The 23,501-nt window shown below is 71.1% G+C and carries 25 protein-coding genes and 1 pseudogene; 14 read left to right on the plus strand and 12 right to left on the minus strand.

Annotation, left to right across the window (positions count from 1 at the left end):
- The coding region (locus tag ACWD01_RS11985; protein WP_451161113.1) for a hypothetical protein at nt 1-728 on the minus strand (728 nt) is incomplete at its 3' end.
- Between the two features lie 444 nt (nt 729-1,172).
- Here ACWD01_RS11985 and ACWD01_RS11990 point away from each other — a divergent pair.
- Together ACWD01_RS11990 and ACWD01_RS11995 are read left to right on the plus strand one after the other, a co-directional pair.
- Nucleotides 1,173-1,634, plus strand: coding sequence for a hypothetical protein (locus tag ACWD01_RS11990; RefSeq protein ID WP_451160722.1), 462 nt, complete (start codon nt 1,173-1,175; stop codon nt 1,632-1,634).
- A 50-nt stretch (nt 1,635-1,684) separates the two neighbouring features.
- Nucleotides 1,685-3,298, plus strand: a complete 1,614-nt coding sequence (locus ACWD01_RS11995) for an N-acetylmuramoyl-L-alanine amidase (RefSeq protein WP_451160723.1) — start codon at nt 1,685-1,687, stop codon at nt 3,296-3,298.
- A gap of 167 nt (nt 3,299-3,465) precedes the next feature.
- On the opposite strand, the gene ACWD01_RS12000 is transcribed toward ACWD01_RS11995, so the two are convergent.
- Both ACWD01_RS12000 and ACWD01_RS12005 read right to left on the minus strand, forming a co-directional pair.
- Entirely contained in the window at nt 3,466-3,618 is a 153-nt protein-coding gene (locus ACWD01_RS12000; RefSeq protein WP_451160725.1) for a hypothetical protein, read from the minus strand.
- A 213-nt stretch (nt 3,619-3,831) separates the two neighbouring features.
- Nucleotides 3,832-4,398 (minus strand): TetR/AcrR family transcriptional regulator, encoded by a 567-nt coding sequence (locus tag ACWD01_RS12005; protein ID WP_451160727.1) that lies wholly within the window; start codon nt 4,396-4,398, stop codon nt 3,832-3,834.
- Between the two features lie 117 nt (nt 4,399-4,515).
- On the opposite strand from ACWD01_RS12005, the gene ACWD01_RS12010 reads away from it, so the two are divergent.
- Entirely contained in the window at nt 4,516-5,307 is a 792-nt protein-coding gene (locus tag ACWD01_RS12010; protein WP_451160729.1) for an alpha/beta hydrolase, read from the plus strand.
- A 136-nt stretch (nt 5,308-5,443) separates the two neighbouring features.
- Here the strand turns inward: ACWD01_RS12010 and ACWD01_RS12015 are convergent, their stop codons facing one another.
- Together ACWD01_RS12015 and ACWD01_RS12020 are read right to left on the minus strand one after the other, a co-directional pair.
- On the minus strand, nt 5,444-6,004 hold the full coding sequence (locus tag ACWD01_RS12015; RefSeq protein ID WP_451160731.1) for a hypothetical protein: 561 nt from the start codon (nt 6,002-6,004) through the stop codon (nt 5,444-5,446).
- A 293-nt stretch (nt 6,005-6,297) separates the two neighbouring features.
- A complete protein-coding gene (locus ACWD01_RS12020) occupies nt 6,298-7,899 on the minus strand; it encodes a beta-N-acetylhexosaminidase (RefSeq protein WP_451160733.1) in 1,602 nt (533 codons plus the stop codon).
- 86 nt (nt 7,900-7,985) lie between these two features.
- Here ACWD01_RS12020 and ACWD01_RS12025 point away from each other — a divergent pair, with 86 nt between their 5' ends.
- From ACWD01_RS12025 to ACWD01_RS12055, 7 genes and pseudogenes are all read left to right on the plus strand, one after another.
- The gene (locus tag ACWD01_RS12025) at nt 7,986-8,738 is read left to right on the plus strand and encodes a 2-oxo-4-hydroxy-4-carboxy-5-ureidoimidazoline decarboxylase (protein WP_451160735.1); all 753 of its coding nucleotides are present in this window, start codon (nt 7,986-7,988) and stop codon (nt 8,736-8,738) included.
- Nucleotides 8,739-8,888: 150 nt separating this feature from the next.
- The gene (gene sdhC, locus ACWD01_RS12030) at nt 8,889-9,269 is read left to right on the plus strand and encodes a succinate dehydrogenase, cytochrome b556 subunit (protein ID WP_451160737.1); all 381 of its coding nucleotides are present in this window, start codon (nt 8,889-8,891) and stop codon (nt 9,267-9,269) included.
- A gap of 8 nt (nt 9,270-9,277) precedes the next feature.
- A complete protein-coding gene (locus ACWD01_RS12035) occupies nt 9,278-9,754 on the plus strand; it encodes a succinate dehydrogenase hydrophobic membrane anchor subunit (protein ID WP_451160739.1) in 477 nt (158 codons plus the stop codon).
- A gap of 24 nt (nt 9,755-9,778) precedes the next feature.
- Nucleotides 9,779-11,533 carry a succinate dehydrogenase flavoprotein subunit gene (sdhA, locus tag ACWD01_RS12040; RefSeq protein WP_451160741.1) on the plus strand — a complete coding sequence of 585 codons (1,755 nt, stop codon included), beginning with the start codon at nt 9,779-9,781 and terminating at the stop codon, nt 11,531-11,533.
- The gene (locus ACWD01_RS12045; RefSeq protein ID WP_356895444.1) at nt 11,533-12,291 is read left to right on the plus strand and encodes a succinate dehydrogenase iron-sulfur subunit; all 759 of its coding nucleotides are present in this window, start codon (nt 11,533-11,535) and stop codon (nt 12,289-12,291) included. Before sdhA ends, ACWD01_RS12045 begins: the two co-directional genes overlap by 1 nt.
- Before the next feature lie 159 nt (nt 12,292-12,450).
- Complete coding sequence (locus ACWD01_RS12050; protein ID WP_451160744.1) at nt 12,451-12,990, plus strand: hypothetical protein; 540 nt, start codon at nt 12,451-12,453, stop codon at nt 12,988-12,990.
- A 68-nt stretch (nt 12,991-13,058) separates the two neighbouring features.
- Nucleotides 13,059-13,505: pseudogene (locus ACWD01_RS12055) on the plus strand (SMP-30/gluconolactonase/LRE family protein); the annotation flags it as partial.
- Nucleotides 13,506-13,578: 73 nt separating this feature from the next.
- Here ACWD01_RS12055 and ACWD01_RS12060 read toward each other — a convergent pair.
- On the minus strand, nt 13,579-14,388 hold the full coding sequence (locus ACWD01_RS12060; RefSeq protein WP_451160746.1) for an alpha/beta fold hydrolase: 810 nt from the start codon (nt 14,386-14,388) through the stop codon (nt 13,579-13,581).
- Between the two features lie 158 nt (nt 14,389-14,546).
- On the opposite strand from ACWD01_RS12060, the gene ACWD01_RS12065 reads away from it, so the two are divergent.
- From ACWD01_RS12065 to ACWD01_RS12075, 3 genes are read left to right on the plus strand one after another with little or no spacing between them, the layout of a single operon-like run.
- Nucleotides 14,547-14,990: a hypothetical protein gene (locus ACWD01_RS12065; protein WP_451160748.1), complete on the plus strand. Its 444-nt coding sequence runs from the start codon at nt 14,547-14,549 to the stop codon at nt 14,988-14,990.
- A gap of 4 nt (nt 14,991-14,994) precedes the next feature.
- The gene (locus ACWD01_RS12070; RefSeq protein ID WP_451160750.1) at nt 14,995-15,420 is read left to right on the plus strand and encodes a thiol-disulfide oxidoreductase DCC family protein; all 426 of its coding nucleotides are present in this window, start codon (nt 14,995-14,997) and stop codon (nt 15,418-15,420) included.
- An 11-nt stretch (nt 15,421-15,431) separates the two neighbouring features.
- Nucleotides 15,432-16,151 (plus strand): TetR family transcriptional regulator, encoded by a 720-nt coding sequence (locus ACWD01_RS12075; RefSeq protein WP_451160752.1) that lies wholly within the window; start codon nt 15,432-15,434, stop codon nt 16,149-16,151.
- A gap of 10 nt (nt 16,152-16,161) precedes the next feature.
- Here the strand turns inward: ACWD01_RS12075 and ACWD01_RS12080 are convergent, their stop codons facing one another.
- Together ACWD01_RS12080 and ACWD01_RS12085 are read right to left on the minus strand one after the other, a co-directional pair.
- The gene (locus tag ACWD01_RS12080) at nt 16,162-17,562 is read right to left on the minus strand and encodes a metallophosphoesterase (protein ID WP_451160754.1); all 1,401 of its coding nucleotides are present in this window, start codon (nt 17,560-17,562) and stop codon (nt 16,162-16,164) included.
- A complete protein-coding gene (locus ACWD01_RS12085; protein WP_451160756.1) occupies nt 17,559-17,879 on the minus strand; it encodes an SCO4848 family membrane protein in 321 nt (106 codons plus the stop codon). The genes ACWD01_RS12080 and ACWD01_RS12085 overlap by 4 nt, the downstream gene beginning before the upstream one ends.
- A 121-nt stretch (nt 17,880-18,000) precedes the next feature.
- Here ACWD01_RS12085 and ACWD01_RS12090 point away from each other — a divergent pair, with 121 nt between their 5' ends.
- Nucleotides 18,001-19,254, plus strand: coding sequence for a D-alanyl-D-alanine carboxypeptidase family protein (locus ACWD01_RS12090; RefSeq protein ID WP_451160758.1), 1,254 nt, complete (start codon nt 18,001-18,003; stop codon nt 19,252-19,254).
- On the opposite strand, the gene ACWD01_RS12095 is transcribed toward ACWD01_RS12090, so the two are convergent.
- The 4 genes from ACWD01_RS12095 to ACWD01_RS12110 form a co-directional block, all read right to left on the minus strand.
- Nucleotides 19,202-20,152, minus strand: coding sequence for a YihY/virulence factor BrkB family protein (locus ACWD01_RS12095; RefSeq protein WP_451160760.1), 951 nt, complete (start codon nt 20,150-20,152; stop codon nt 19,202-19,204). The two genes, ACWD01_RS12090 and ACWD01_RS12095, sit on opposite strands and share 53 nt — an antisense overlap.
- An 84-nt stretch (nt 20,153-20,236) precedes the next feature.
- Complete coding sequence (locus ACWD01_RS12100) at nt 20,237-20,818, minus strand: 2'-5' RNA ligase family protein (protein ID WP_451160762.1); 582 nt, start codon at nt 20,816-20,818, stop codon at nt 20,237-20,239.
- Nucleotides 20,819-20,999: 181 nt separating this feature from the next.
- On the minus strand, nt 21,000-22,013 hold the full coding sequence (gene trpS, locus ACWD01_RS12105) for a tryptophan--tRNA ligase (RefSeq protein WP_451160764.1): 1,014 nt from the start codon (nt 22,011-22,013) through the stop codon (nt 21,000-21,002).
- Nucleotides 22,014-22,219: 206 nt separating this feature from the next.
- The gene (locus ACWD01_RS12110; RefSeq protein ID WP_451160766.1) at nt 22,220-23,488 is read right to left on the minus strand and encodes a serine hydroxymethyltransferase; all 1,269 of its coding nucleotides are present in this window, start codon (nt 23,486-23,488) and stop codon (nt 22,220-22,222) included.
- Nucleotides 23,489-23,501: the final 13 nt, after the last annotated feature.

Genomic DNA, 23,501 nt, shown 5'->3' on the forward strand with positions numbered 1-23,501 from the left:
CCCTCGGTGTCAAGGGTGAAGGTGTACTTCACCGGACCGGCGGGACGCCGCGCCAGGGTGATGTTCTCCTTCACCCGGCCGGGACCGACCTGGTAGGAGAGGTCGGCGCCATTCGCCGCTCCCCTGTAGGTGACGGTGGCGCCCTTGGCCTCGGGCTTCAGTTTCCCGCCCGCGCCCTGAAGGCCGAGGGTGACCGACCGGTCGCCGTCGGCCGTCTCGAAACGCAGCAGCCGGTCCGGGTCGGAGCCGAACCAGCTGCGGCCGGTGTTCGCCATGTTGGCGAAGTCGAAGCCCTTGGCCCTGACCGCGCGGACCTGGGGGTCGATGGACTTCCACGACTTGGAGGCCGGGTCCCGGTACGAGGTCGGCGCGGCGGACAGCTCGGCCTCGACCCGGCCGTCGGAGAGCTGCCAGAAGCGCGCGGAGGGCGTCCGGCGGGAGGTCAGTTCCTTGACCCGCTTCGCCTTCGGATCATTCTTTCCCGGGGCGAGTTTCTGCCGGTCGGCTATTCCTCGATTATCGTACGAGGGCGGCTTTTCGCTATCCTCGGCGGCATCTTCGAACCACCCGGCGACGGTGTCGACAATTCCCTTGCCGTCGTCCTTGCCGGGCTCTGATGGCGGGGCCGCGTATGCGACCTGCGGAAGCAGTGTGCCTGCCACCGCCGCGGCCACCAGACAGGAGACGTATCTCCCGTATGGCACCTTCACGTCATTACCTTTCGACATCGGCGGCCGCCGGCGCATAGGCGGAGGCGGGCACGCCGAACGAGCCGGAGCAGAGGGTTCCGCCCGGCCTGGAGCATGACTGCACCGCCGTCCACGAGCAGAGAAATCCCAGCTCGCGGAAGCGGCAGCGGATTATTGGCCATCCGGGTGACGCCCCGTCAACCCCACGGACATTCAGGGGCAACCCGACCCCGGAAACACCCCCACTCCACCCCTTTTGTCCGGTCGCTCGCGCGGTGCGCTCCGCGTGGTGTATAACCGCCCGGTTCGAGCACTTCGACATTGATCCGACTCACCGAAAGCCGGTCCCCGTTCATGTCATCCAAGGAATCCACAGAAAGCGCGGAGCCGGAGGCGGAGTCCGCCGGAACGCCGGACACGGAAACCGCGGAAGCGGAGGTGACAGGAACGGAGCAGACCAGCCGGAAATCGGCCGTCGCGGAAATGACGGACGAGCGAACCGCGGACACCGAGGCGGTGAACAAGAACGCGGAAAAGGGCGGCGGCGGCCGGGCGGGAGTGATGATCGCCGCCGTCCTGCTGCTCGCCTGCGGCGGTCTCGTCGGCTACGGCGTGCTCAACACGGAGGACGGGCCGAAGGCCCCCGCCACGCCGGCCGCCGAGGTGACGTACGAGGTCACCGGCGAGGGCCCGGTCGAGATCTCGTACCTCGGCCGCGGCGAGGACGGTGCGGCGACCGTCGTCCGGGACGCCGAACTCCCGTGGAGGAAGACGGTCCAGGTGCCGCTGGGCGAGGCGCCGACCGTGGCCGTCGTCCTGGGCGAGAAGGGCGGCCAGGCCGCCTGCACGCTCGCCATCCGCGGCCAGCACGTCCAGCGCGCCACCGCCACGGGCGAGTTCGGCCGCGCCACCTGCGCGGGCGAGCTGCCCGCCACAGACAACTGATCGGCTGATCAACGCGCACAGCACGCGCGTACAAGTTCACGAGGGATGGCATGAGTCCGAGAGGGACCCGCGCACGGCGGGCGAGCAACACCAAACGCACCATCTGGCTGGCGACGGGAGCCGTGGTCCTCGGGGCCTCCGGGGTGACGGCCGTGGCCGTCACCGGCTCTGAGGAGACCGGCGCCCGCGACAACTCCCGTCCGGTGAAGGCCCACACGCTGGCGCTGGACGGCAAGGACACCAAGAAGCGGGAGCTGCCGCGCACCGGGACGCAGCTCTTCTCGCTCGTCGGCGTCTCCTGGGACGACAGCGCCGACGACTTCGAGGGCACCGCGCAGATACGCACCCGCGGCGCGGACGACGGCGTCTGGACCGACTGGCACGACCTCGACTTCGACATCCGGGCGCCGGAGTCGGACGAGGGCGACTCCTCGGGCGTCCGCGGGGCGTCGGAACCGCTGTGGGTCGGGCCGTCGGACGGCGTCGAGGCCCGTGTGGTGGCCGACGGCAAGGAGACCGCGGTGCCGAAGGCGCTGCGGCTCGACATGATCGACCCGGGTGAGACGGCGGGCGACAAGGGACAGGGCAAGGGGAACGGCAAGGAGAACGGGAAGGGCAAGCCGTCGCCCAAGCCGAAGAAGTCGGACACCGCCGCGCCGAGCACGTCGGCCCCCGGCGGGGAGACCTCGCCGAGCACGGCCCCCGAGCCGACCGCGTCCGCCTCCGTGCCCGCGGAGGAGCCGCCCACCGAGCAGCCGGACTCTCCCACTGCCCCGGCGCCCTCCGAGGAGCCGCAGGAGCCGACGGCGGAGCCGAGCCCGAGCGAGGAGCCGACCACCGGTCCCACCGCCGAGCCGACGCAGGACCCGACGCCCCCGGCGCCCTCCCAGGAGCCGACGCAGGACCCGACCGCCGAGCCCACGGCCGAGCCGAGCCCGCCCGCCCCGAGCGAGGAGCCGACCACCGGCCCCACCGCCGAGCCGACGCAGGACCCGACCGCCGAGCCCACGGCGCAGCCGAGCACCGAGCCGAGCCGGTCGACGGAACCGGCGGCGCCCGCCGCACCGGCGATCGTCAGCCGCGCCGACTGGGGCGCGGACGAGTCACTCGTCGAGGACCCGCCGGCCTACCTGGACAAGGCCGACGCGGTCTTCGTCCACCACACCGCGGGGACCAACACCTACAACTGTGCCGACTCCCCTGCCATCGTCCGGGCGATCCTCACGTATCACGTGAAGACCAACGGCTGGAACGACGTCGGCTACAACTTCTTCGTCGACAAGTGCGGAACGGTCTTCGAGGGCCGCGCGGGCGGCGTCGACAAGCCGGTCCGCGGCGCCCACACCTACGGCTTCAACGGCTACTCGGCCGGCATCTCCGTCCTCGGCGACTACGAGAACGGCGGTACGCCCACGGCCGCGGCCAAGAAGGCCGTCGCCGATGTCTCCGCCTGGAAGCTCGGCCTGCACGGTGTCGACCCCGAGGCGCAGGTGACGCTCACGGCCGCGGGCGAGACCGGGGTCTACAAGACCGGTGAGAAGGCCACGCTGAACACCGTCTCGGGGCACCGTGACGGTGTCGCCACGCTCTGCCCGGGCGCCACGCTCTACTCGGCGCTGCCGGAGATCCGCCGCACGGCGGGTGCGTCGGTGTACGCGCACTGAACCCGCCCCGCACGGCGGGTGCGTCGGTGTACGCGCACTGAACCCGCCCCGCACGGCGGGTGCGTCGGTGTACGCGCACTGAACCCGCCCGGCCCGGCGGCCGCCTCCGCCCTGGTGGGGGCGGCCGCGCGTGCCCGGCCCTCCCCGGCAGGACGTGCCGCGCCGCCTCAGCCCGTGACGCGGGCCCGGCGGGAGACGGCGGCGCGCAGGACGCGGAGGCCCTCGGTCGACACCTCGAGCGCATGGCGCAGGCCGTTGCCGCCGGGCGGTTCTGCGAGGACCTCCAGCATCTGCGCCTGGCGCCGCAACTCCCCCGCCATCAGCGGCCCGGCGCCATCCGCGTCGCCCTCCCGGCAGGGTCCCTGGCGCGCAGTCGCCCATCTTGAATTCACCGCAAGCAGCCGCTCGCGACTGGCAGAGCGATCATTGAGCCTTTGCCAACCTCAGTTGGGTGTGGCTCTCTTGAAGGGAAGGCCGCAGTCGGGGGTGGGAGCCGGGTGCCGAGCGGAGTGGTTTGACGGTCGAACGATGGGTCAGTTCGCCCGGAGCAGGGACCGTGCGGTGCTGCCCAGGTGGGTGCAAACCGCGTCCTGGCCGTCGAGGTAGCCACCTGCCATGGCACCGTCGCGCAGCAGCACCAGGGCTGCTGCAGCCGCGTCCGGTGTCGGGTGGCCGCAGGCGCCGGCCAGTTCGGCCAGCGTATTGCGGAACCAGGCGCGGTGCGCCGCGATCAGCTGTCGGACCGGGTGCTGCGGGTCCGGGTACTCGGCAGCGGCGTTGATGAAGGCGCAGCCGCGAAAGCCCGGCTCACAGATCTCTTCGGCAAGGCCCGCCACCAGCAGTTCAACGACGTGGCCGGGGTCCTTCGCGGCCGCGGCCGCCTGCGCCGCCCGAGCGCGGATGCCCTCGTCACGCGTGTGGAGGTAGGCCAGGACCAGCTCGTCCTTGCCGTGGAAGTGCCGGTAGAAGGTGGCCTTGGTGACCCCCGCCATGGAGATCAGCCGGTCCACCCCGACGGCGTGGATGCCCTCCGCGTAGAACAGCTCCGCCGCAGTGTCCAGGAGGCGCTGGCGCGGCTTGACGGAAATCTCGGTGCTCATAGACGCAAACCTAACCGACACGTTTGTCCCGCCGGTTTGACAGCAACCGTCGGGCAGTCCAGTCTACGAAGAAAGAACGGTCTGTCTTCCACGGGCCATCGATCTTGGGGAGCCTTCATGCCCGCACCGGCCATCCTGCTCGTCCACGGCCTCTGGATGACCCCGCACAGCTGGCAGCCCTGGATCGAGCGCTACGTCGCACAAGGGCACACCGTGCACGCCCCGGCCTGGCCCGGCGTCTCACAGCTCGGCGAGCCCCTCGACCACGACAAGGCCCCCGCCGGGCTGGGCGTGAAGGAGATCGCCGACCACTACGAGGCGTTTCTGCGGACCCTGCCCGAGCAGCCTGTGATCATCGGCCACTCCTTCGGCGGCCTGGTCACCCAGATCCTGCTGGACCGCGGCTGGGGCCGGGCCGGTGTCGCACTCCACCCCGGCCAGCCGCGCGGCGTTCTCGGCCTGCCGCTGTCCGCGCTCCGCGCCGCGTGGCCCGTGCTCGGCAACCCGGCCAACCTCAACCGCACCGTGGCACTCACCGAGCGCCAGTTCCACTACGTTTTCGCCAACACCGTCTCCGCGGAACAGGCCGCCCGCGAACGCGCCACCTGGGCTATCCCCGGGCCCGGCCGTCCACTCTTCCAGGCCGGCCTGGCCAACCTCACACCCAAGGCACGGGCGGCCACCTACGTGGACTACCGCAACGACGCCCGCTCCCCCCTGCTGATGGTCGCCGGCACCGCCGACCGCATCGTCCCGCCGAGCGTCGTACTCGAAAACCACCGCCGCCACCTGCGCTCCAAAGCGGTCACCGAGTACCGCGAGTACCCAGACCGCGACCACGGCACCTGCTTCCACGAGGGCTGGGAACAGGTCGCGGACGAGAGCCTGGCCTGGGCCGCGCAGTGGTGACGGCTTGTCCCAGCTCAGCGCTTCCCTTCGGAAGGAGCCGCACGCACGTCAGCTTTCAGGCGTAGGTAGGACGTCACCTTCGGCGAGGCGTCCGTCGGGCTCTTGACGGCGCGGCGGCCGGACGTACCGCGCCGCCTCAGCCCGTGACGCGCGCCCGGCGCGAGACCGCGGCGCGCAGCACGCGGCGGCCCTCCACCGACACCTCGAGCGCGTGGCGCAGCCCGTTGCCGCCGGCCGGTTCCGCGAGCATCTCCAGGATCTGCGCCTGCCTCCGCAGCTCCCCGGCCATCAGCGGTCCGGCGCCGTCCGCGTCGCCCTCGCGGCAGCCTTCCAGGGCGTCGGGCCCGCAGCCGCCCGCGTCGAAACGGCGGTGCACCTCGAGGGCGGCGAGGGAGCAGCCGTCCGCCCACTCGCGCAGCGGCCCGGCGGCCCAGTCGGAGGGGGCGGCGCCGAGCATCCGGCGGACCAGTGCCGCGTCCTCGTCGTCGGCGGGCATCGCCTCCATGGCCTGCCGTACGGCCGCGAGTTCGCCGGCCCAGCTCTCCTCGCCGTCGGCGAGTCCCGCCCAGAGCGAGCGCAGGGTGTCGTCCTCCGCGGCGAGTACGGGCAGACAGCGGTCCAGACACGCGAGCCCACTCGCGGCCAGGCCCCGCTCATCCGCTTGTGCGATCAGGGCCGTCAGGCTGTTGGAGGTCATGCGGACGCCTTCCGTCACGGACGCAGTACTTTGCCCTTGTACCTGTCCCTACTGCGTCCGTTGGCTCGAATGCGTCACAGCGTGGCCGGAACGTTACCGTTGACATCGAGCGTTCGCACACGGTTGCGCCACCGCTCTGTTACGTTCCCTTCACAGGAACTGGCCCCGCGCAGTGCGCTGTTGGCCGTCCTGACGTGACCGCGGTGTGAGCCCGCACACCCCCGGGCGGACTCACACCGCGACCGTCGGTACCTGCGCATGGTGCGCGGGCCACCGGTGACGTCCCCGCCCGGTCAGCCCAGCTTTCGCGCCAGCTCGTCGAACGACTGCCAGCTCCGCTCCGGCTGCCGCGGGTCCCACAGTTTCTGGGCCGTCGCCTGCAGCGGGCGGCGGATGCCGGCCGCGACCTGGTCCTGGGTCTGTGCGTTCGCCAGGTCGCACCAGACGGCGAAGCGGCCGCCCAGGATCTGGGCGGAGTACTTCTCCGGCACGGCCTCGGTGCCGCGCAGCACCAGCGGTGTCCACTGCTCGTAGATGCGGCGGCCCGTGGGGTAGGTGAACTGGTTGGGCTCGCCGAGCACGTAGTAGAGGAACTCGTCGTTGAGGTTCACCACCCGCCGGCCCTCGGCCAGATACTCGACCGGCGGGCGGGCCCCGATCTCCTTGCCGGTCCAGTACTCGACCTCGACGCTCTTGTCGACGGTGACCTCGCCGCCGCGGAAGAAGCCGTCGTTCCACGCCTTGGGGGTCTTCTTCGCCTCGCGGACCACGGCGGCGCGGTCGTTCAGCCAGCCCTCCGCCAGATCCTCGATGGTGGCTCCGGCGCCGTGCTTCTGCGCGGCGGCGCGGGCGAGCTGCGGGTAGGAGGCGGCCGGGTCGCTCACCGTGAGGGCCTGGTACTCGTCGGCGCCGACGTGGAACCAGGCGCCGGGGAAGAGCGCCGTGTACTCCCGCAGCAGGTCGTCGACGATACGGGCCGCGTCGGGCTGGGAGATGTCGATGGCGCCCCGCCTGGGCGTTCCCTGGGTGTTGCGGAGCTGGAGCTGCGGATGCGCCCGCAGCACGGCGCCCAGGTGTCCCGGGGAGTCGATCTCGCCGAAGACGGTGATGTGCAGACGCTCGGCGAGCGCCAGGATCCGGCGGACCTCGTCCTTGGTGAGGTGCTGCTCGGAGACGACCTCGGGGTGCGAGTCGGACTCGATACGGAAGGCCTGGTCGTCGGAGAAGTGCAGGCCGAGCTGATTGAGTTTGAGGTCGGCCATCTCGCGCAGCCGGTCCTCGATCCACCCGGCGGTGAAGTGCTTGCGCGCGATGTCGAGGTTCAGCCCGCGCTGGGGGCGGTCGGGCCGGTCGCGTACGACGCCCTCGGGCATCGAGCCGCCCGAGCGCACCGCCTGCTTCAGGGTGCGGGTGCCGTAGAAGACCCCGGCCTCGTCCGGGCCGGTGATCCGCACCCGGCCGCCGCTGGTGGTCAGCGTGTACGACTCGGCGGCGCCGTCACCGGCGAGGGCCAGCTCCACGTCGCCGGCCCCGGCGGCGACCGTGCCGCGGTAGGTGAGCTTCAGTTCCTGGGCGAGCAGCCTGCCCTCGTCGGACAGGGCCTCGCTGCCCTTGGCGACGACGACGCCGCTGTCGCCGGTCCGGCTCCAGCCGGGACCGCGGGCGGCCTGGTGGGCGCGGACGGAGGGGATGGTCGCGGGTTCCTCGGACATCGGATAGGTGCGGGTGGGGCTCGGGCTCGGGGCGGCGGCCTCCGATGTGGTGCCCGCCCGGTCCGGTGGCGCACTGCCCGGTTCGGGGGCGCCTTCCTCGGAGCAGCCGGCCAGCGTCATGGAGAAGACGGCGGCCGTGGCGGTTATCGCACCGGTCAGACGGATCCTGCGAGAGAGCCACATCGTTCTGATACCTCCCATAAGCGGCGAAACCCCGTACAAGCTCCCCCTCCTTTGTCCACTACCTCGGCTCAAACTCTCCCGTTCGGGTGAAATTCGCGCATCCGTCGGACAGCTTCTCGTCCTGGTCGATAGCGTTACGACACACCCTTCTCTCCCTTCCCTACCGCCCCGCTGCCTTCGAGGAGCCCCCGCTGACCAGCGAATCCCACGCCGGCCTCCCGCAGCGACCGCCGACACTCCACCACACCCGGAGCGCCGCCGCCCCTTCTGCCATACCGTCCCAGCGTCGCGCGCAGCCGGGCCTCGAGCACTTCAACAGCGCCCCGGCCGACGCCGCGGAGGCGGTCGTCCTCGCCTGCTGCGGCAGCCGCCACTGGGCCCGCCGCGTGGTCGAGCACCGGCCCTACCCCGACCTCGAGTCCCTCTTCGCCGGCTGCGACGAGGCCGGATACGACCTCAGCCCCGCCGACGTTCACGCGGTGCTGGCCGGCGAGTCGTCCACCGGACTGCCGCCGAGCGCCCCGCAGGCCGCCCACACGGCGCTCGCCGCCGCACACACGGCATACGAGGCCAAATTCGGACATGCGTTCGTCATCTGCCTCGACGCGTACGGGCGCGACGAGTGCCTGGACCAGGTACTGGCCGGGATCCGGAGCCGACTTTCCCACGAGCCGGACGAGGAGCGGGCGATTTCGGCCGAGGAACTGCGGGCCCTGGTCCGCTCCCGCCTGGCGCACGCCATGGCCGACCACCCGGAGAGCGACACCCCGGACCCCGTCGGCCGGCAGCCCGGCGCGCCCCGACGGGCTCCGGGGACTGGTCCGTACGAGGCTGATTGATTGCCTGTTTGATCACACCCGTGGACCCCGCGCGAACGAACCGACAACACGTCGCTACGATGGCCAGGGCCGGTGGACCGTACCCGGCCGGGCCAGACCGACACCCACAAGCCGGCATGGCCCCAATCCCCGCTCCCGGAGGGTTCTTCCGTGCCGGCTGGAACGCTGTACCGCGGCCGGGAAGGAATGTGGTCCTGGGTGGCTCACCGAGTCACCGGCGTCCTCATTTTCTTCTTCCTGTTCGTACATGTGCTGGACACCGCTCTCGTCCGCGTCTCTCCTGAGGCGTACGACGAGGTCGTCGCCACCTACAAGACGCCCATCGTCGCGCTGCTGGAGTACGGCCTCGTGGCCGCGATCCTCTTCCACGCGCTCAACGGCCTGCGCGTCATCGCCGTGGACTTCTGGTCCAAGGGCCCGCGCTACCAGAAGCAGATGTTCTGGTCCGTCATGGCCATCTGGTTCGTGCTGATGGTGGGCGCCCTTTACCCCGTGCTCGGCCACGCCGTCCGCGAAGTCTTCGGGAGCTGAGGCCAGAAATGTCCACTGACACCACTTCCGCCGTCGGTCCCGTCGAGGGAGCCCACGTCTACGACGTGGACAACCCGGCCCCGCTCATCGAGGCCCCCCGCAAGCGCACCAAGAAGACCCCGCGTTCGACACGCGGGAACTTCGAGATGGCCGCATGGCTGTTCATGCGCCTGTCCGGTGTGGTCCTCGTCGTCCTGGTCATCGGCCACCTGCTGATCCAGCTGGTGCTCGACGGCGGCGTCTCCAAGATCGGCTTCGCCTTCGTGGCCGGCCGCTGGGCGTCCCCGTTCTGGCAGACCTGGGACCTGCTGATGCTGTGGCTGGCCATGCTGCACGGCGCCAACGGCCTCCGCACGGTCATCAACGACTACGCGGAGCGCCCGAACACGCGTCTGTGGCTCAAGGGCCTGCTGTACACCGCCACGGTGTTCACCATCCTTCTGGGCACGCTGGTGATCTTCACCTTCGACCCGAACATCCGCTAGGCACGGGGCTGAGGTAATCCACTCATGAAGATCCACAAGTACGACACCGTCATCGTCGGGGCCGGCGGCGCCGGTATGCGCGCCGCCATCGAGTCGACGAAGCGCAGCCGCACCGCCGTGCTGACGAAGCTCTACCCGACCCGCTCCCACACGGGTGCCGCGCAGGGCGGCATGGCCGCCGCGCTGGCCAACGTGGAGGAGGACAACTGGGAGTGGCACACCTTCGACACGGTCAAGGGCGGTGACTACCTGGTCGACCAGGACGCCGCCGAGATCCTGGCGAAGGAGGCCATCGACGCCGTCCTCGACCTGGAGAAGATGGGCCTGCCGTTCAACCGGACCCCGGGCGGCACCATCGACCAGCGCCGCTTCGGCGGCCACTCGCGCAACCACGGCGAGGCGCCGGTCCGCCGGTCCTGCTACGCCGCGGACCGCACCGGCCACATGATCCTCCAGACGCTGTACCAGAACTGCGTCAAGGAGGGCGTGGAGTTCTTCAACGAGTTCTACGTCCTGGACCAGCTGATCACCGAGGTCGACGGCGTCAAGAAGTCGTCCGGCGTGGTCGCCTACGAGCTGGCCACCGGCGAGATCCACGTCTTCCAGGCGAAGGCCGTGATCTACGCGTCCGGCGGCACCGGCAAGTTCTTCAAGGTGACCTCGAACGCGCACACCCTGACCGGTGACGGCCAGGCGGCCTGCTACCGCCGCGGTCTGCCGCTGGAGGACATGGAGTTCTTCCAGTTCCACCCGACGGGCATCTGGCGCATGGGCATCCTGCTGACGGAGGGCGCCCGCGGTGAGGGCGGCATCCTCCGCAACAAGGACGGCGAGCGCTTCATGGAGAAGTACGCGCCGGTCATGAAGGACCTCGCGTCCCGTGACGTCGTCTCCCGCTCCATCTACACGGAGATCCGCGAGGGCCGCGGCTGCGGTCCCGAGGGCGACCACGTCTTCCTGGACCTGACCCACCTGCCGCCGGAGCAGCTGGACGCCAAGCTCCCGGACATCACCGAGTTCGCGCGTACGTACCTCGGCATCGAGCCCTACACGGACCCGATCCCGATCCAGCCGACCGCGCACTACGCCATGGGCGGCATCCCGACCAACGTCCAGGGTGAGGTCCTCATGGACAACACCACGGTCGTGCCCGGCCTGTACGCCGCCGGTGAGGTCGCCTGCGTCTCGGTGCACGGCGCCAACCGCCTCGGCACCAACTCGCTGCTGGACATCAACGTCTTCGGCAAGCGCGCCGGCATCGCCGCCGCCGACTACTCGGCCACCGTCGACTACGTCGACCTGCCCGAGGACCCGGCGTCGTTCGTCGCCGAGCAGGTCGAGCGGCTGCTGGGCTCCACCGGCTCCGAGCGGGTCTCCGTCCTCCGCAAGGAGCTCCAGGAGACGATGGACGCCAACGTGATGGTGTTCCGCACCGAGCAGACGATCAAGACCGCGGTCGAGAAGATCGCCGAGCTGCGCGAGCGCTACCTCAACGTGTCCATCCAGGACAAGGGCAAGCGGTTCAACACGGACCTGCTGGAGGCCGTCGAGCTGGGCAACCTGCTCGACCTGGCCGAGGTCATGGCCGTCTCCGCGCTGGCCCGCAAGGAGTCCCGCGGCGGTCACTACCGCGAGGACTTCCCGAACCGCGACGACGTCAACTTCATGCGCCACACCATGGCGTACCGCGAGGTGGGCGACGACGGCTCCCAGTCGATCCGTCTCGACTACAAGCCGGTCGTCCAGACCCGCTACCAGCCGATGGAGCGTAAGTACTGATGACTGCCCCGACCCTGGAGAAGCGGGAAGCCGGCTTCGCCGACTCCCCGTACATCACCGCCACCTTCCGGATCCGCCGCTTCAACCCCGAGGTGTCGGAGCACGCGGTCTGGGAGGACTTCCAGATCGAGATCGACCCCAAGGAGCGCGTCCTCGACGCCCTCCACAAGATCAAGTGGGACGTCGACGGCTCGCTCACCTTCCGCCGCTCGTGCGCGCACGGCATCTGCGGCTCCGACGCGATGCGGATCAACGGCAAGAACAGGCTCGCCTGCAAGACGCTGATCAAGGACATCAACCCGGAGAAGCCCATCACGGTCGAGGCCATAAAGGGCCTGACGGTCCTCAAGGACCTGGTCGTGGACATGGAGCCGTTCTTCCAGGCGTACCGCGACGTGATGCCCTTCCTGATCACGAACGGCAACGAGCCGACGCGTGAGCGTCTGCAGTCCGCAGAGGACCGCGAGCGCTTCGACGACACCACCAAGTGCATCCTGTGCGCCGCGTGCACGTCCTCGTGCCCGGTGTTCTGGAACGACGGCCAGTACTTCGGCCCGGCGGCGATCGTCAACGCGCACCGCTTCATCTTCGACTCGCGCGACGAGGCCGGGGAGCAGCGCCTGGAGATCCTCAACGACAAGGACGGCGTGTGGCGTTGCCGCACCACGTTCAACTGCACGGACGCCTGCCCGCGCGGTATCGAGGTCACCAAGGCGATCCAGGAAGTGAAGCGCGCGCTGATCACGCGTCGCTTCTGACCCCGCCGCCCCTCATGTGACACGGCGTCAAGGGCCCCGGCTCCCACGGTGGAGCCGGGGCTCGCCCGTATGCCGGATCGGGCTTCACCTGGTCCGGCGCACCTGGCAGGATCGGGGGACGCGCCCGATCCGAGGCAGCGGGAAAGCGGGGACGAGAACATGACGACGCCCAATCCCTACCAGGACGGCGAGCCCGAGTACGAGTGGGGCCCGACCCAGCCGCCCGGGACTCCCGCCTACGGCTACCCCGCCGCCGCGCCGGGCTACGGCTACCCCCACGACCAGACCCCGGCCTACGCGCAGACGCAGCCCGCCGGCGTCCCGGTGCCGGTGCCGCCGATGACGATGGGCGGGCACCCGCTGGTCGCGATCGGCGACATCATGGTCCTCCAGGACTCGATCGTCACCCCCGCCGGCACGCTGCCGCTGAAGTCCGCCGTGTGGAACGCGACGGACCTGTCGCGCACCGAGGAGAAGATCCCGGTCTACGCCATCGTGCTCGCCTGCCTGTTCGCCGGGCTGTGCGGGCTGGGGCTGCTCTTCCTGCTGATCAAGGAGCCGCAGACCACCGGCTTCGTGCAGGCCACGGTCACCAGCGACGGCAAGCACCACTCTACGATGATCCCCGCGCACCGCCCGGAGACGTTCCAGATGGTGATGGGTCAGATCAACTACGCGCGGTCGCTGAGCAGCATGTAGCTCCGGCCGGGCGGGGCGCCGGCGTTCAGCCCTCGGGCCGCGCGGACCGCGCCGCGCAGGAGATGGACGGCTGCGACGTCTACCGGATCGACCCGTCGACCGGTGCCGTGCGGCGGGCCGCCGACGGCTTCGGCGGACCCAACGGCCTCGTCTTCTCGCCGGACGAGCGGCAGTTGTTCGTGTCCGACACCGTCGCCGGCCACATCCGCGTCTTCGGCGTCCGCGACGACGGCACGCTGGACGACGGGAAGGTGTTCGCCGAGGCGGGCGGCGACGCCCGGTTCGACAACATCCGCTTCGACGACGAAGGCCGGCTGTGGGTGGCGGCGATGTACGACGGCGTCCACTGCTACGACCCCGACGGCACCCTGATCGGCCGCATCCGCGTCCCGGAGGCCGTCTCAAACGTCGCCTTCGGCGGCCCCAAGAACAACCGCATGTTCATCACGGCCACGACCTCGCTGTACTCCCTGGTCGTCTCCGTGACCGGCGCCCCGCGCATCCGCCGAGCCTGAGGCGCCGCACGCGGCCGCCCGGCGGGGGTCCGGCTCAGGGGGCGCCGGGAGGCCCGCTCCGGCCGCTCAGACCTCAGACCGCTCCGGCCGCTCCGGCCGCTCCGGCCAGGAAGCCGGTCAGCAGGGCGCTCGTCTCGGCGGGCCGCTCCAGGCCGGGGAGATGGCCGGCCCAGGGCAGTTCGAGATGGCGGGCGTTCGGCAGCAGCTCCGGGACGCGGGCGGCCGCCCGGGAGAAGTCCGGCAGGTCGTGGGCACCGGACACGGCGAGGCAGGGCGCGGTGAACTCCGAGAAGTCGGGCGACTCGGTGACCCTGCCGCCGGACAGGACGTAGGGCGCGCCGTCGCTCTCCGCGGCCTTCTCGGCGGCCGTCTGGACCTCGAAGGCGTGGAGCTGCATCGCGTACACGGCGTCCCTGGCCGCCTGATCGGCGTCCGGGCCGACCCAGGTGGCGACGTTCAGCGCGGCCGCGCCCGCCAGGTCGCCCGCCTCGAAGAGCTCGTCCTCGCGGGCGCCGAAGGCGGCCAGTTCGGCGCTCGGTTCATGACCGGGCAGCGGGGCTGCGCACAGCAGCGCCAGCGCGCTCACCCGGCGCGGGGCGGCGGCGGCCGCCAGCAGGGCGACCCGGCCGCCGAACGAGGACCCGACCAGGGCGGCCCGTTCGAGACCGAGGGCGTCCATCAGCGCGAGCACGTCGCCGGCGTCCGTATAGGGGCCCTCGGCCACCGGTGTCGCGCCGTAGCCGCGGAAGTCGCAGCGCACCACGCGGTGCCCGGCGTCCGCCAGCGCGTGGAACTGGGCGTCCCACATCCGCCGGTCGCACACGGAGGAGTGGAGCAGGAGAACGGGAGGACCTTCGCCGACCTCGTCATAAGTAAGAGTCATCGGGCCGAGGTTACGGCCGCGCCCGCCCCGGGCGCTCCCCCTTTTTCCCGTCGCCCCTTCGGCGCCGCGAGCCCGCGCGACCTTCACTTGAACATGTTCAAAGACAGGTCTACAGTCAGGATCACCAGCTTTTGAACATGTTCAAGGGAGGGTGGGGCATGGACCTCACTGTTGTCGCGTACGTCGCCTACCTGCTGATCAGCGTCGGGCTCACCGCCTGGGTCGCCCGCACCCTCAGCAAGAATGGGCGGATCTTCCTCGCCGATGTGCTCAAGGGGGACGAGAAGCTCGCGGACGCCGTGAACCACCTGCTGGTGGTCGGCTTCTACCTCGTGAACCTCGGCTTCATCGCGCTCTACCTCAGGTCCGCCGACGAGATCACCGAGACCCGCGGCCTCTTCGAGGCCCTGTCGGTCAAGATCGGAGTCGTCCTGCTCGTCCTCGGCGTCATGCACCTCGGCAACGTCTACGTGCTCAACAAGATCCGCCGCCGCCGGGTGATGGAACGCGAGCACACCCCGCCGGTCCACCCCCAGGGCTGGACGCAGCAGGCCCCCGCGGGCCCGTGGACCGCCCCCGCCGGCGGCCCCGCCGGAGCGTGACCCGATGCGCATCGCGGTCCGGTCGCTCACCGTCCTCTACGACGCCGACTGCTCCCTGTGCGTACATCTGCGGAGCTGGCTGCTGCGGCAGCCGCAGCTCGTGCCGCTGCGCCTGGTGCCCGCGGGGTCGGCGGAGGCGCGGCACAGATATCCGAAGCTCGATCACGCGAGGACCATGCGCGAGATCACCGTCATCGGCGACCGGGGCCAGGTCTACGCGGGCCAGGCCGCGTGGATCGTCTGCCTCTGGGCCCTGGCCGAGCACCGGCCCAAGGCCCACTGGCTCGCCACCCCGGCCGGCGCCCCGTTCGTGCGCGTCTCGATGCTCGCGGCGGCCAAGTACCGGGAGGCGACGGGCTCCGGGGCCGCGGGGAGCACAGGGGCCACGGGAGCCGCTCCCTGCGACGACCGGTGCTCGGTACCCGACTAGGCTCAGGCACCGTGACTGAGAACGCCCCTGCCGGAGCGAAGGCTCCGAAGAGCGAACAGACCCGCACGCTCATCCTCGAGACCGCGCTCCGGCTCTTCCAGGAACGCGGCTACGACAAGACGACGATGCGGGCCATCGCCAAAGAGGCCGGGGTCTCGGTGGGGAACGCCTACTACTACTTCGGCTCCAAGGAACACCTCGTCCAGGGCTTCTACGACCGGATCGCCGCCGAGCATCAGGCGGCGGTGCGGCCCGTACTGGACAAGGAGACCGACCTCGAGGCCCGGCTGGCGGGCGTGCTCACCGCCTGGCTCGACATCGCCGCGCCGTACCACGAGTTCGCGGCCCAGTTCTTCAAGAACGCGGCCGACCCGGAGAGCCCGCTCAGCCCCTTCTCCCCCGAGTCGGAACACGCCCGCGAGGCCGCCATCGACGTCCACCGGGAGGTGCTGGCCGGGTCGAAGTCGAAGGTCGCGGAGGAACTGCGGGAGATCCTCCCCGAGTTGATGTGGCTCTCCCAGATGGGCCTGGTCCTGTACTGGGTCTTCGACCGCTCGGAGAACAGCGAGCGCAGCAGGCGCCTCGCCCAGCGCGGTGCCCGGCTCACCGCCCGCGGCGTGGCGCTCGCCCGCTTCCGGGTGCTGCGCCCGCTCGTCCACGAAGTGCACGAGCTGTTCACGGACTTCCTGCCGGGCATGGCGCAGACCGTGGCGGCCCGCAAGAAGGACTGAGGCGCGAGGGCTACGCCTGGCGCGAGGCGAGCTCCACGACGGTGATGTCGGACGGCGCCCCGACCCGCACCGGCGGGCCCCAGGCGCCCGCGCCACGGGTCACGTAGAGCTGGGTGTCGCCGTAGCGTTCCAGCCCGGCGACGGTGGGATTGGCCAGCCCGGCCAGCAGGTTGCCGGGCCAGAGCTGCCCGCCGTGCGTATGACCGGACAGCTGCAGGTCGACTGCGTGCTCGACGGCGTCGTGGATGACGACCGGCTGGTGCGCGAGGAGCACGGCGGCGCGGGAGCGGTCCCGGTCGCCGAGGGCCCGTACGAAGTCGGGGCCCTGGCCCTCGTTCTCGCCGGCCACGTCGTCGACGCCGGCGAGGTCGAAGCCGCGGGCGATCTCGACGCGCTCGTTGCGCAGCGGGCGCAGCCCGAGCTCACGGACGTGGTCGACCCACTCGTCGGCGCCGGAGAAGTACTCGTGGTTGCCGGTCACGAAGAACGAGCCGTGGCGGGCGCGGAGCTGCGCGAGCGGCTCCGCCGCGGACCCGAGGTCGGCGACCGAGCCGTCGACGAGGTCGCCGACGACGGCGACGAGGTCCGGCTGGGTGGCGTTGATCGAGTCGACGATGCGCTGCGTGTGGGAGCGGCCGAGGATCGGCCCGAGGTGGATGTCGCTGACGACGGCGATACGGAAGCCGTGGGCGGTGCGCGGCAGTTTGGCGAGCGGAACGGTGACACGCTTGACGCTGGGGCCGCGGAGCACGCCGTACGTGCCGTAGCCGACGGTCCCCAGCGCGGCGGCGGCCGCCGCGCCGCCGACGATCCGCGACACGAACAGCCGCCGCGACACGCCGGCGCCGACCGAGTCGTCGACGCGGCCCGCACCCGGTTCGGCGGAGGCGGCCGCATTTTCGGCGGGCCCGGTCGGTGTCGCGCCGTCGACCGCGACCGCGCCCTCCGCCGGACCGGCCCCTTCACCGGAGGCGCCCGCGGCCTGCGAGGCGGCGGACCCGGCGAGGACCGCGCCCTTGGCGGCGGACTCGGACATGGCCTGCGCCGAGGAGGCGGCGGCCTCGTCCGGGTGATCGCCGGACGCGGCGGCACGGCGCTCCAGCGCCCTGCGGAGCAGCGGCCGGACCGCCTCGCCCACGACCAGCGCCAGGACCAGGTAGAGCAGCACCGCGAGCCAGAGCTGGCCGGGCCACGCCACGATCCGCTGCAGCCAGAACGGCGCTCCGGCCCGGCCGGAGGTGAGGGCCGCGAGCGACAGCAGGGGCAGTGCCCAGACCACCGCCGTACCGATCCGGCGCGCCGCGGTGCCCCGCGCGGTCGTGTCGCGGACCAGCCGCCGCCACACGTACCGGTGGACGGCGGCGAGCAGTGCGAAGACCAGAATGATCACGAGTACGACGACGGCCGTCATGACCGGCTCCCTGTCTCCTGGCCGTTCCCTGTTCCCGGGTCTGTTCCCGGGTCGGTTCCCAGGCCTGTTCCCTGGCCGCTTTCGCGACGCAGGGAGCGCACCCCGCGCAACCCGATGACCCCGATGACCGTCCCCAGAACAAAGGACGTGACGGCGAGCAGCAGATGGACCCAGAAGTAGCCGGTGGGGTCACCCGCGTCGTCGAAGGCGAGCCCGCTTGCGTCCTGCCACAGGTTCTTGACGAAAGTGATCCAGATGAACCAGCTCCACACCCCGAACACGAGCAGGAACCAGGAGACGGAGCGGCTGAGCTTCATGGACCAAGTATCGCGGCCGTCCTCCGACCGGGTTCTCCGGGGTGGGCTGTCCCGGCGTCACTGCCGGCCCAGCAGCGGGCCGATCTCCATATTTTCAACGCGGCCCTGTACGTTCTCGTCCGTGCCTGCTCTGAAAACGACCGCGCGAAGGGCCGCCCTGGCGGCCCTCGCCGCCGCGCTGCTGCCCGCGACGACCGCCGCCCCGGCCTTCGCGGCCACGCACGACGACAATCCCGACCGGAAGAAGGCCAAGCCTCCGGCGATCATGTCCTCGGTCGGCGGCGCCCGGCTCGCCAAACCAGGCACCCAGGTCCTGCTGGGGCCCGGCGCACCGGTCCTGCCCAAGAGCGTCAGCGGCCGGTCGTGGATAGTGGCGGACGCCGAGAGCGGAGACGTGCTCGCCTCCCACAACGCGCACTGGCGGCTGCCCCCCGCGTCGACGATGAAGATGCTCTTCGCGGACACGCTGCTGCCCAAGCTGCCGAAGACGACCGTCCACAAGGTCGCCCCGGAGGAGCTCGCCGAGCTCGGCGCGGGCAGCAGCCTGGTGGGGATCAAGGAGAACCAGAGCTACACGGTCCACGACCTGTGGCTCGGGGTCTTCCTGCGGTCCGGCAACGACGCGGTCCATGTCCTGGCGGCGATGAACGGCGGCATGAAGAAGACCATCGCTGACATGCAGGCGCACGCGGCGGAGCTGCAGGCGCTGGACACCACGGTCGTCTCCCCCGACGGCTACGACGCGCCCAAGCAGGTCTCGTCCGCGTACGACCTCACGCTGATCGCGCGCAGCGGGATGCAGAAGAAGGACTTCCGCGAGTACTGCTCGACGGTGAGCGCCGACTTCCCGGGCGTGGCGGAGAAGGGCAAGAAGCGCGAGACGTTCAAGATCCAGAACACCAACCGGCTGCTCACGGGCGCGAACGGGGTGGCCCCGTACAAGGGCATCGCCGGCGTCAAGAACGGCACCACCACGCAGGCGGGTTCGACGTTCACCGGCGTCGCGGAGCGGAACGGCAAGGTGCTGCTCGTCACCGTCATGCACCCGGAGTCGGACGAGAGCATGGCCGTCTACAAGGAGGCGGGCAGGCTGCTCGACTGGGGCTTCGCGGCGGCCGGCAAGGTGACGCCGATCGGTGAGCTCGTCCCGCCCGCGTCGGCGCGGCCCGAGTCCCCCGCCCCGGAGCCCGTCAAGGACGACGCGGGCAAGGACAAGGCCGCAGAGCCGGTCGCCGCCTCGCAGACCGGCACGAGCGGCATCGGCGTCGCCCTGAGCGTCGCCGGCGCCGTGCTGGCAGGTCTGGGGGCCGCGATGTTCCTGCTCAGGCGCCGGTGGCCGCTGCCGGACCGGTCCCCCCGGGAGCCGCGTCCCTGACGGGATCCTCGCCCTCGGCGGGCTCCTCGTCGGCGGCCCGGTCCTCGCCGCTGCTCGGCGTCGCCGTCCAGGCGGCGCAGAACAGCAGTAGCTTCGCCGTGAAGTTGATCCACAGCAGCAGGGCGATCGGGACGCCGAAGGCGCCGTACATGCTGCGGGAGGCGACGCCGCTGATGTAGCCGCCGAGCAGCAGCTTGAGCAGTTCGAAGCCGACCGCTCCGATCAGCGCGGCCACGACCAGGCGGCGGCGCGGCGGCTGGACCCCGGGCAGCATGGTCAGGACGTAGAGCAGGATCAGGAAGGTCGCGAGCACGCCGACGGCGACGGCGGCGAGCTGGAGCAGCACTCCGCCGATCCCGCCGTCCGCCAGGCCCAGCCGGTCGGCGGTCCAGCCGACCGTCATGGAGCCGAGGGCGGAGGCCGCGAACGAGGCCAGGCCGATGCCGCCGAGACCGGCCAGCACCCCCACATCCTTGAGCTTGCGGACCACCGGGTTGCCCTCGTCCTCGTCGTCGAGCTCCCACACGGCCCGCAGGCACTCCCGCATCGAGCCGACCCAGCCGACGCCCATGACCAGCAGCAGCGCACCGGCGACGACACCGACCGTGCCCGCGTGGGCGACCAGGCCGTCGATGTCGAGCTGGTCGGAGATGCCGGGCACCTGCTCGGACAGCTTGTCGTCGAGCCGGTCCAGGGCCGGCTGGTCGAGCGCGGCCGCGACGATCGCCGCGGCGACGGTGATCAGCGGGAAGAGCGCCAGGAAACTGAGGAACGTGACCGCGGCCGCGAGACGCGTCCAGTGGACCCGGTCGAGCGTCTCGTACGACCGCCAGGCATGGGTGCGCATCAGCCGCCGCACGAGCGGGCCGACGACGGGGAGCTTGATCAGCCAGTCCATGCGAGTACGCCTACCCACCGTCACGCGCCGCAGGCCCGGCGGCACGCCGGTGCCCGGAATCGCTGCGCGCAGTGAAGGCGTGGGTCAGAGGCTGGTGGCGTGCTCGTCGACCGGGGCGCCCTGGGTGGGCACGCTCGCGATGCCGCCCCCGAAGGCGTACGTGCTGAGCTTGCGCCAGACGGCGTCCGCGCCCTGCTCGTAGAGCGCGAAGGAGGCGCAGGTCCACTCCGCGCGGTACTCGGACAGCTCCTCGTAGGCGCGGTCCATGGCCTCCTCGGAGATGCCGTGCGCCACCGTCACATGCGGGTGGTAGGGGAACTGGAGCTCGCGCACCAGCGGCCCGGACGCGTCCCGCACCCGCTTCTGCAGCCAGGTGCAGGCGGCGCCGCCCTCGACCACCTGGACGAAGACGACGGGCGAGAGCGGGCGGAAGGTCCCGGTGCCGGAGAGCCGCATCGGGAAGGGCCGCCCGGCCGCCGCGACGGCCTGCAGATGCGCCTCGACGGCGGGCAGCAGGGACGAGTCGACCTCGGTGGGCGGCAGCAGGGTGACGTGGGTCGGAATGCCGTGCGCGGCGGGATCACCGAAGCCCGCGCGCCGCTCCTGGAGCAGGCTGCCGTAGGGCTCCGGGACCGCGATCGAAACGCCGAGCGTTACGGTCCCCACGTCGTTCTCCTCAGGTGTCGGTGCCGAAGCTGTCGGTACGGAGTTGTGAACGGGTGTGCAGCCGCCAGTGTGGCGGCTGCACCCTCGGTGTGGCCAGAGTCCTTGGACACAGGCCCTCGGACTCTGCCGGTTCTGTTCGGCTCGGTGCTGCGGTTCAGAGCCACGGCTCAGTGCTGCTGCGTCAGTGCTTCGCGGGGACGAATCCCAGCTTGTCGTACGCGTCCGCCAGCGTCTCCGCCGCGACCGCGCGCGCCTTCTCCGCGCCCTTGGCCAGGATCGAGTCCAGCGTCTCCGTGTCGTCCAGGTATTCCTGCGTACGGGTACGGAAGGGTGTGACGAAGTCGACCATCACCTCGGCGAGGTCGGTCTTGAGCGCACCGTAACCCTTGCCCTCGTACTTCTGCTCCAGATCGGCGATCGTCGTACCCGTGAGGGTGGAGTAGATGGTGAGCAGGTTGCTGACGCCCGGCTTCTCCGCCGCGTCGAAGCGGATCACCGTGTCGGTGTCGGTGACCGCGCTCCTGACCTTCTTCGCGGTGGTCTTCGGCTCGTCCAGCAGGTTCACCAGGCCCTTGGGCGTGGAGGCGGACTTGCTCATCTTGATCGACGGGTCCTGGAGGTCGTAGATCTTGGCGACCTCCTTGACGATGTACGGCGCCGGGACCGTGAACGTCTGTCCGAAGCGCCCGTTGAAGCGCTCCGCGAGGTCGCGGGTCAGCTCGACGTGCTGGCGCTGGTCCTCACCGACCGGAACCGCGTCGGCCTGGTACAGCAGGATGTCCGCGACCTGGAGGATCGGGTACGTGAACAGGCCCACGGTGGCCCGGTCGGCGCCCTGCCTGGCCGACTTGTCCTTGAACTGGGTCATGCGGGAGGCCTCGCCGAAGCCCGTGAGGCAGTTCATGACCCAGCCGAGCTGGGCGTGTTCCGGGACGTGGCTCTGGACGAAGAGCGTGCACCGCTCCGGGTCGAGGCCGGCCGCGAGCAGCTGGGCCGCGGCGAGTCGGGTGTTCGCACGCAGCTCCGCCGGATCCTGCGGCACGGTGATCGCATGCAGGTCCACGACCATGTAGAACGCGTCGTGGGTGTCTTGCAGCGCAACGTACTGGCGGATGGCGCCGAGGTAGTTCCCGAGGTGGAACGAACCGGCGGTGGGCTGGATACCGGAGAGCGCGCGGGGTCGGGATGAGGCCATGCACACCATTCTCTCAGGTGCGGAACGGATCTCCGGTCGCCGGTGCACGGAAGGCGTGAGCCGGTGCACGGAAGGCGTGAGGACGCGGGAGAGCCCTCCGGCGGGCCGGCGCCGGGCCGGGGGTCCCGCGCCGGCTCACCGGAGGGGAGACCCCCGGCCGGGCCGGAGGGAGACCGTCGGACGGTCGGGTGGGCGTGGGCAGGCGGTCAGGCGGTCAGACCCGGGGCGGGGTACGCGCTCATCAGCTCCGCCACCTCCGCGCGGATCGCGGTGAGCCCGTCCTCGTCGCCCTTGCCGGCCGCGGCGACGCCCCGCTCGATCCAGTCGGCGACGGCTGCCATGTGCTGCGTACCGAGGCCCCGGGAGGTGAGGGACGGCGTGCCGATGCGGATGCCGGAGGGGTCGAAGGGCTTCCTCGGGTCGTACGGGACGGTGTTGTAGTTGACGACGACGCCCGCCCGGTCCAGCGCCTTGGCCGCGACCTTGCCGGGGACGTCCTTGGAGGTGAGGTCCATCAGGATCAGGTGGTTGTCGGTGCCGCCGGAAACGAGGTCGAAGCCACGGGCGAGCAGCTCGCCGGCGAGTGCCTCGGCGTTGGCGACGACCTGCGCGGCGTAGTCGCGGAAGGAGGGCAGGGACGCCTCGTGGAGGGCGACGGCGATCGCGGCGGTGGTCTGGTTGTGCGGGCCGCCCTGCAGGCCGGGGAAGACGGCCTTGTCGATGGCCTTGGCGTGCTCCTCGCGGGCCATGAGCATCGCGCCGCGCGGCCCCCGGAGGGTCTTGTGGGTGGTGGTGGAGACGACGTCGACGTGCGGCACGGGCGACGGATGGGCGCCGCCCGCGATCAGGCCCGCGATGTGCGCGACGTCGGCGACCAGCACGGCCCCGGCCTCGCGCGCGATCTCCGCGAAGGCGGCGAAGTCGATGGTGCGCGGCAGCGCGGTGCCGCCGCAGAAGATGACCTTGGGCCGTTCCTCGAGCGCCAGGTCCCGCACCTCGTCGAAGTCGATGAGGCCGGTGTCCTTGCGTACGCCGTACTGGACGCCGCGGAACCACTTGCCGGTGGCGGAGACGCCCCAGCCGTGGGTGAGGTGGCCGCCCATCGGCAGCGCCATGCCCATCACGGTGTCGCCGGGCTCGGCGAAGGCGAGATAGACGGCGAGGTTGGCCGGGGAGCCGGAGTAGGGCTGGACGTTGGCGTGGTCGGTGCCGAAGAGGGACTTGGCGCGGGCGACGGCGAGCAGCTCGATCTGGTCGATGTTCTGCTGGCCCTCGTAGTACCGGCGGTCGGCGTAGCCCTCGCTGTACTTGTTCTGCAGCACGGTGCCGGATGCCTCCAGCACGGCCTGCGAGACGTAGTTCTCGCTCGGGATCAGCCGCAGCGTGTCGGCCTGGAGCCGCTCCTCCGCGCCGACGAGCGACGCGAGCTCGGGGTCGGTGGCCGAGAGCGCGGGATGGGAGAGGGGCAGGGTCATGGGTGTCCTCCGG

The sequence above is a fragment of the Streptomyces sp. NPDC002835 genome (assembly GCF_053591995.1).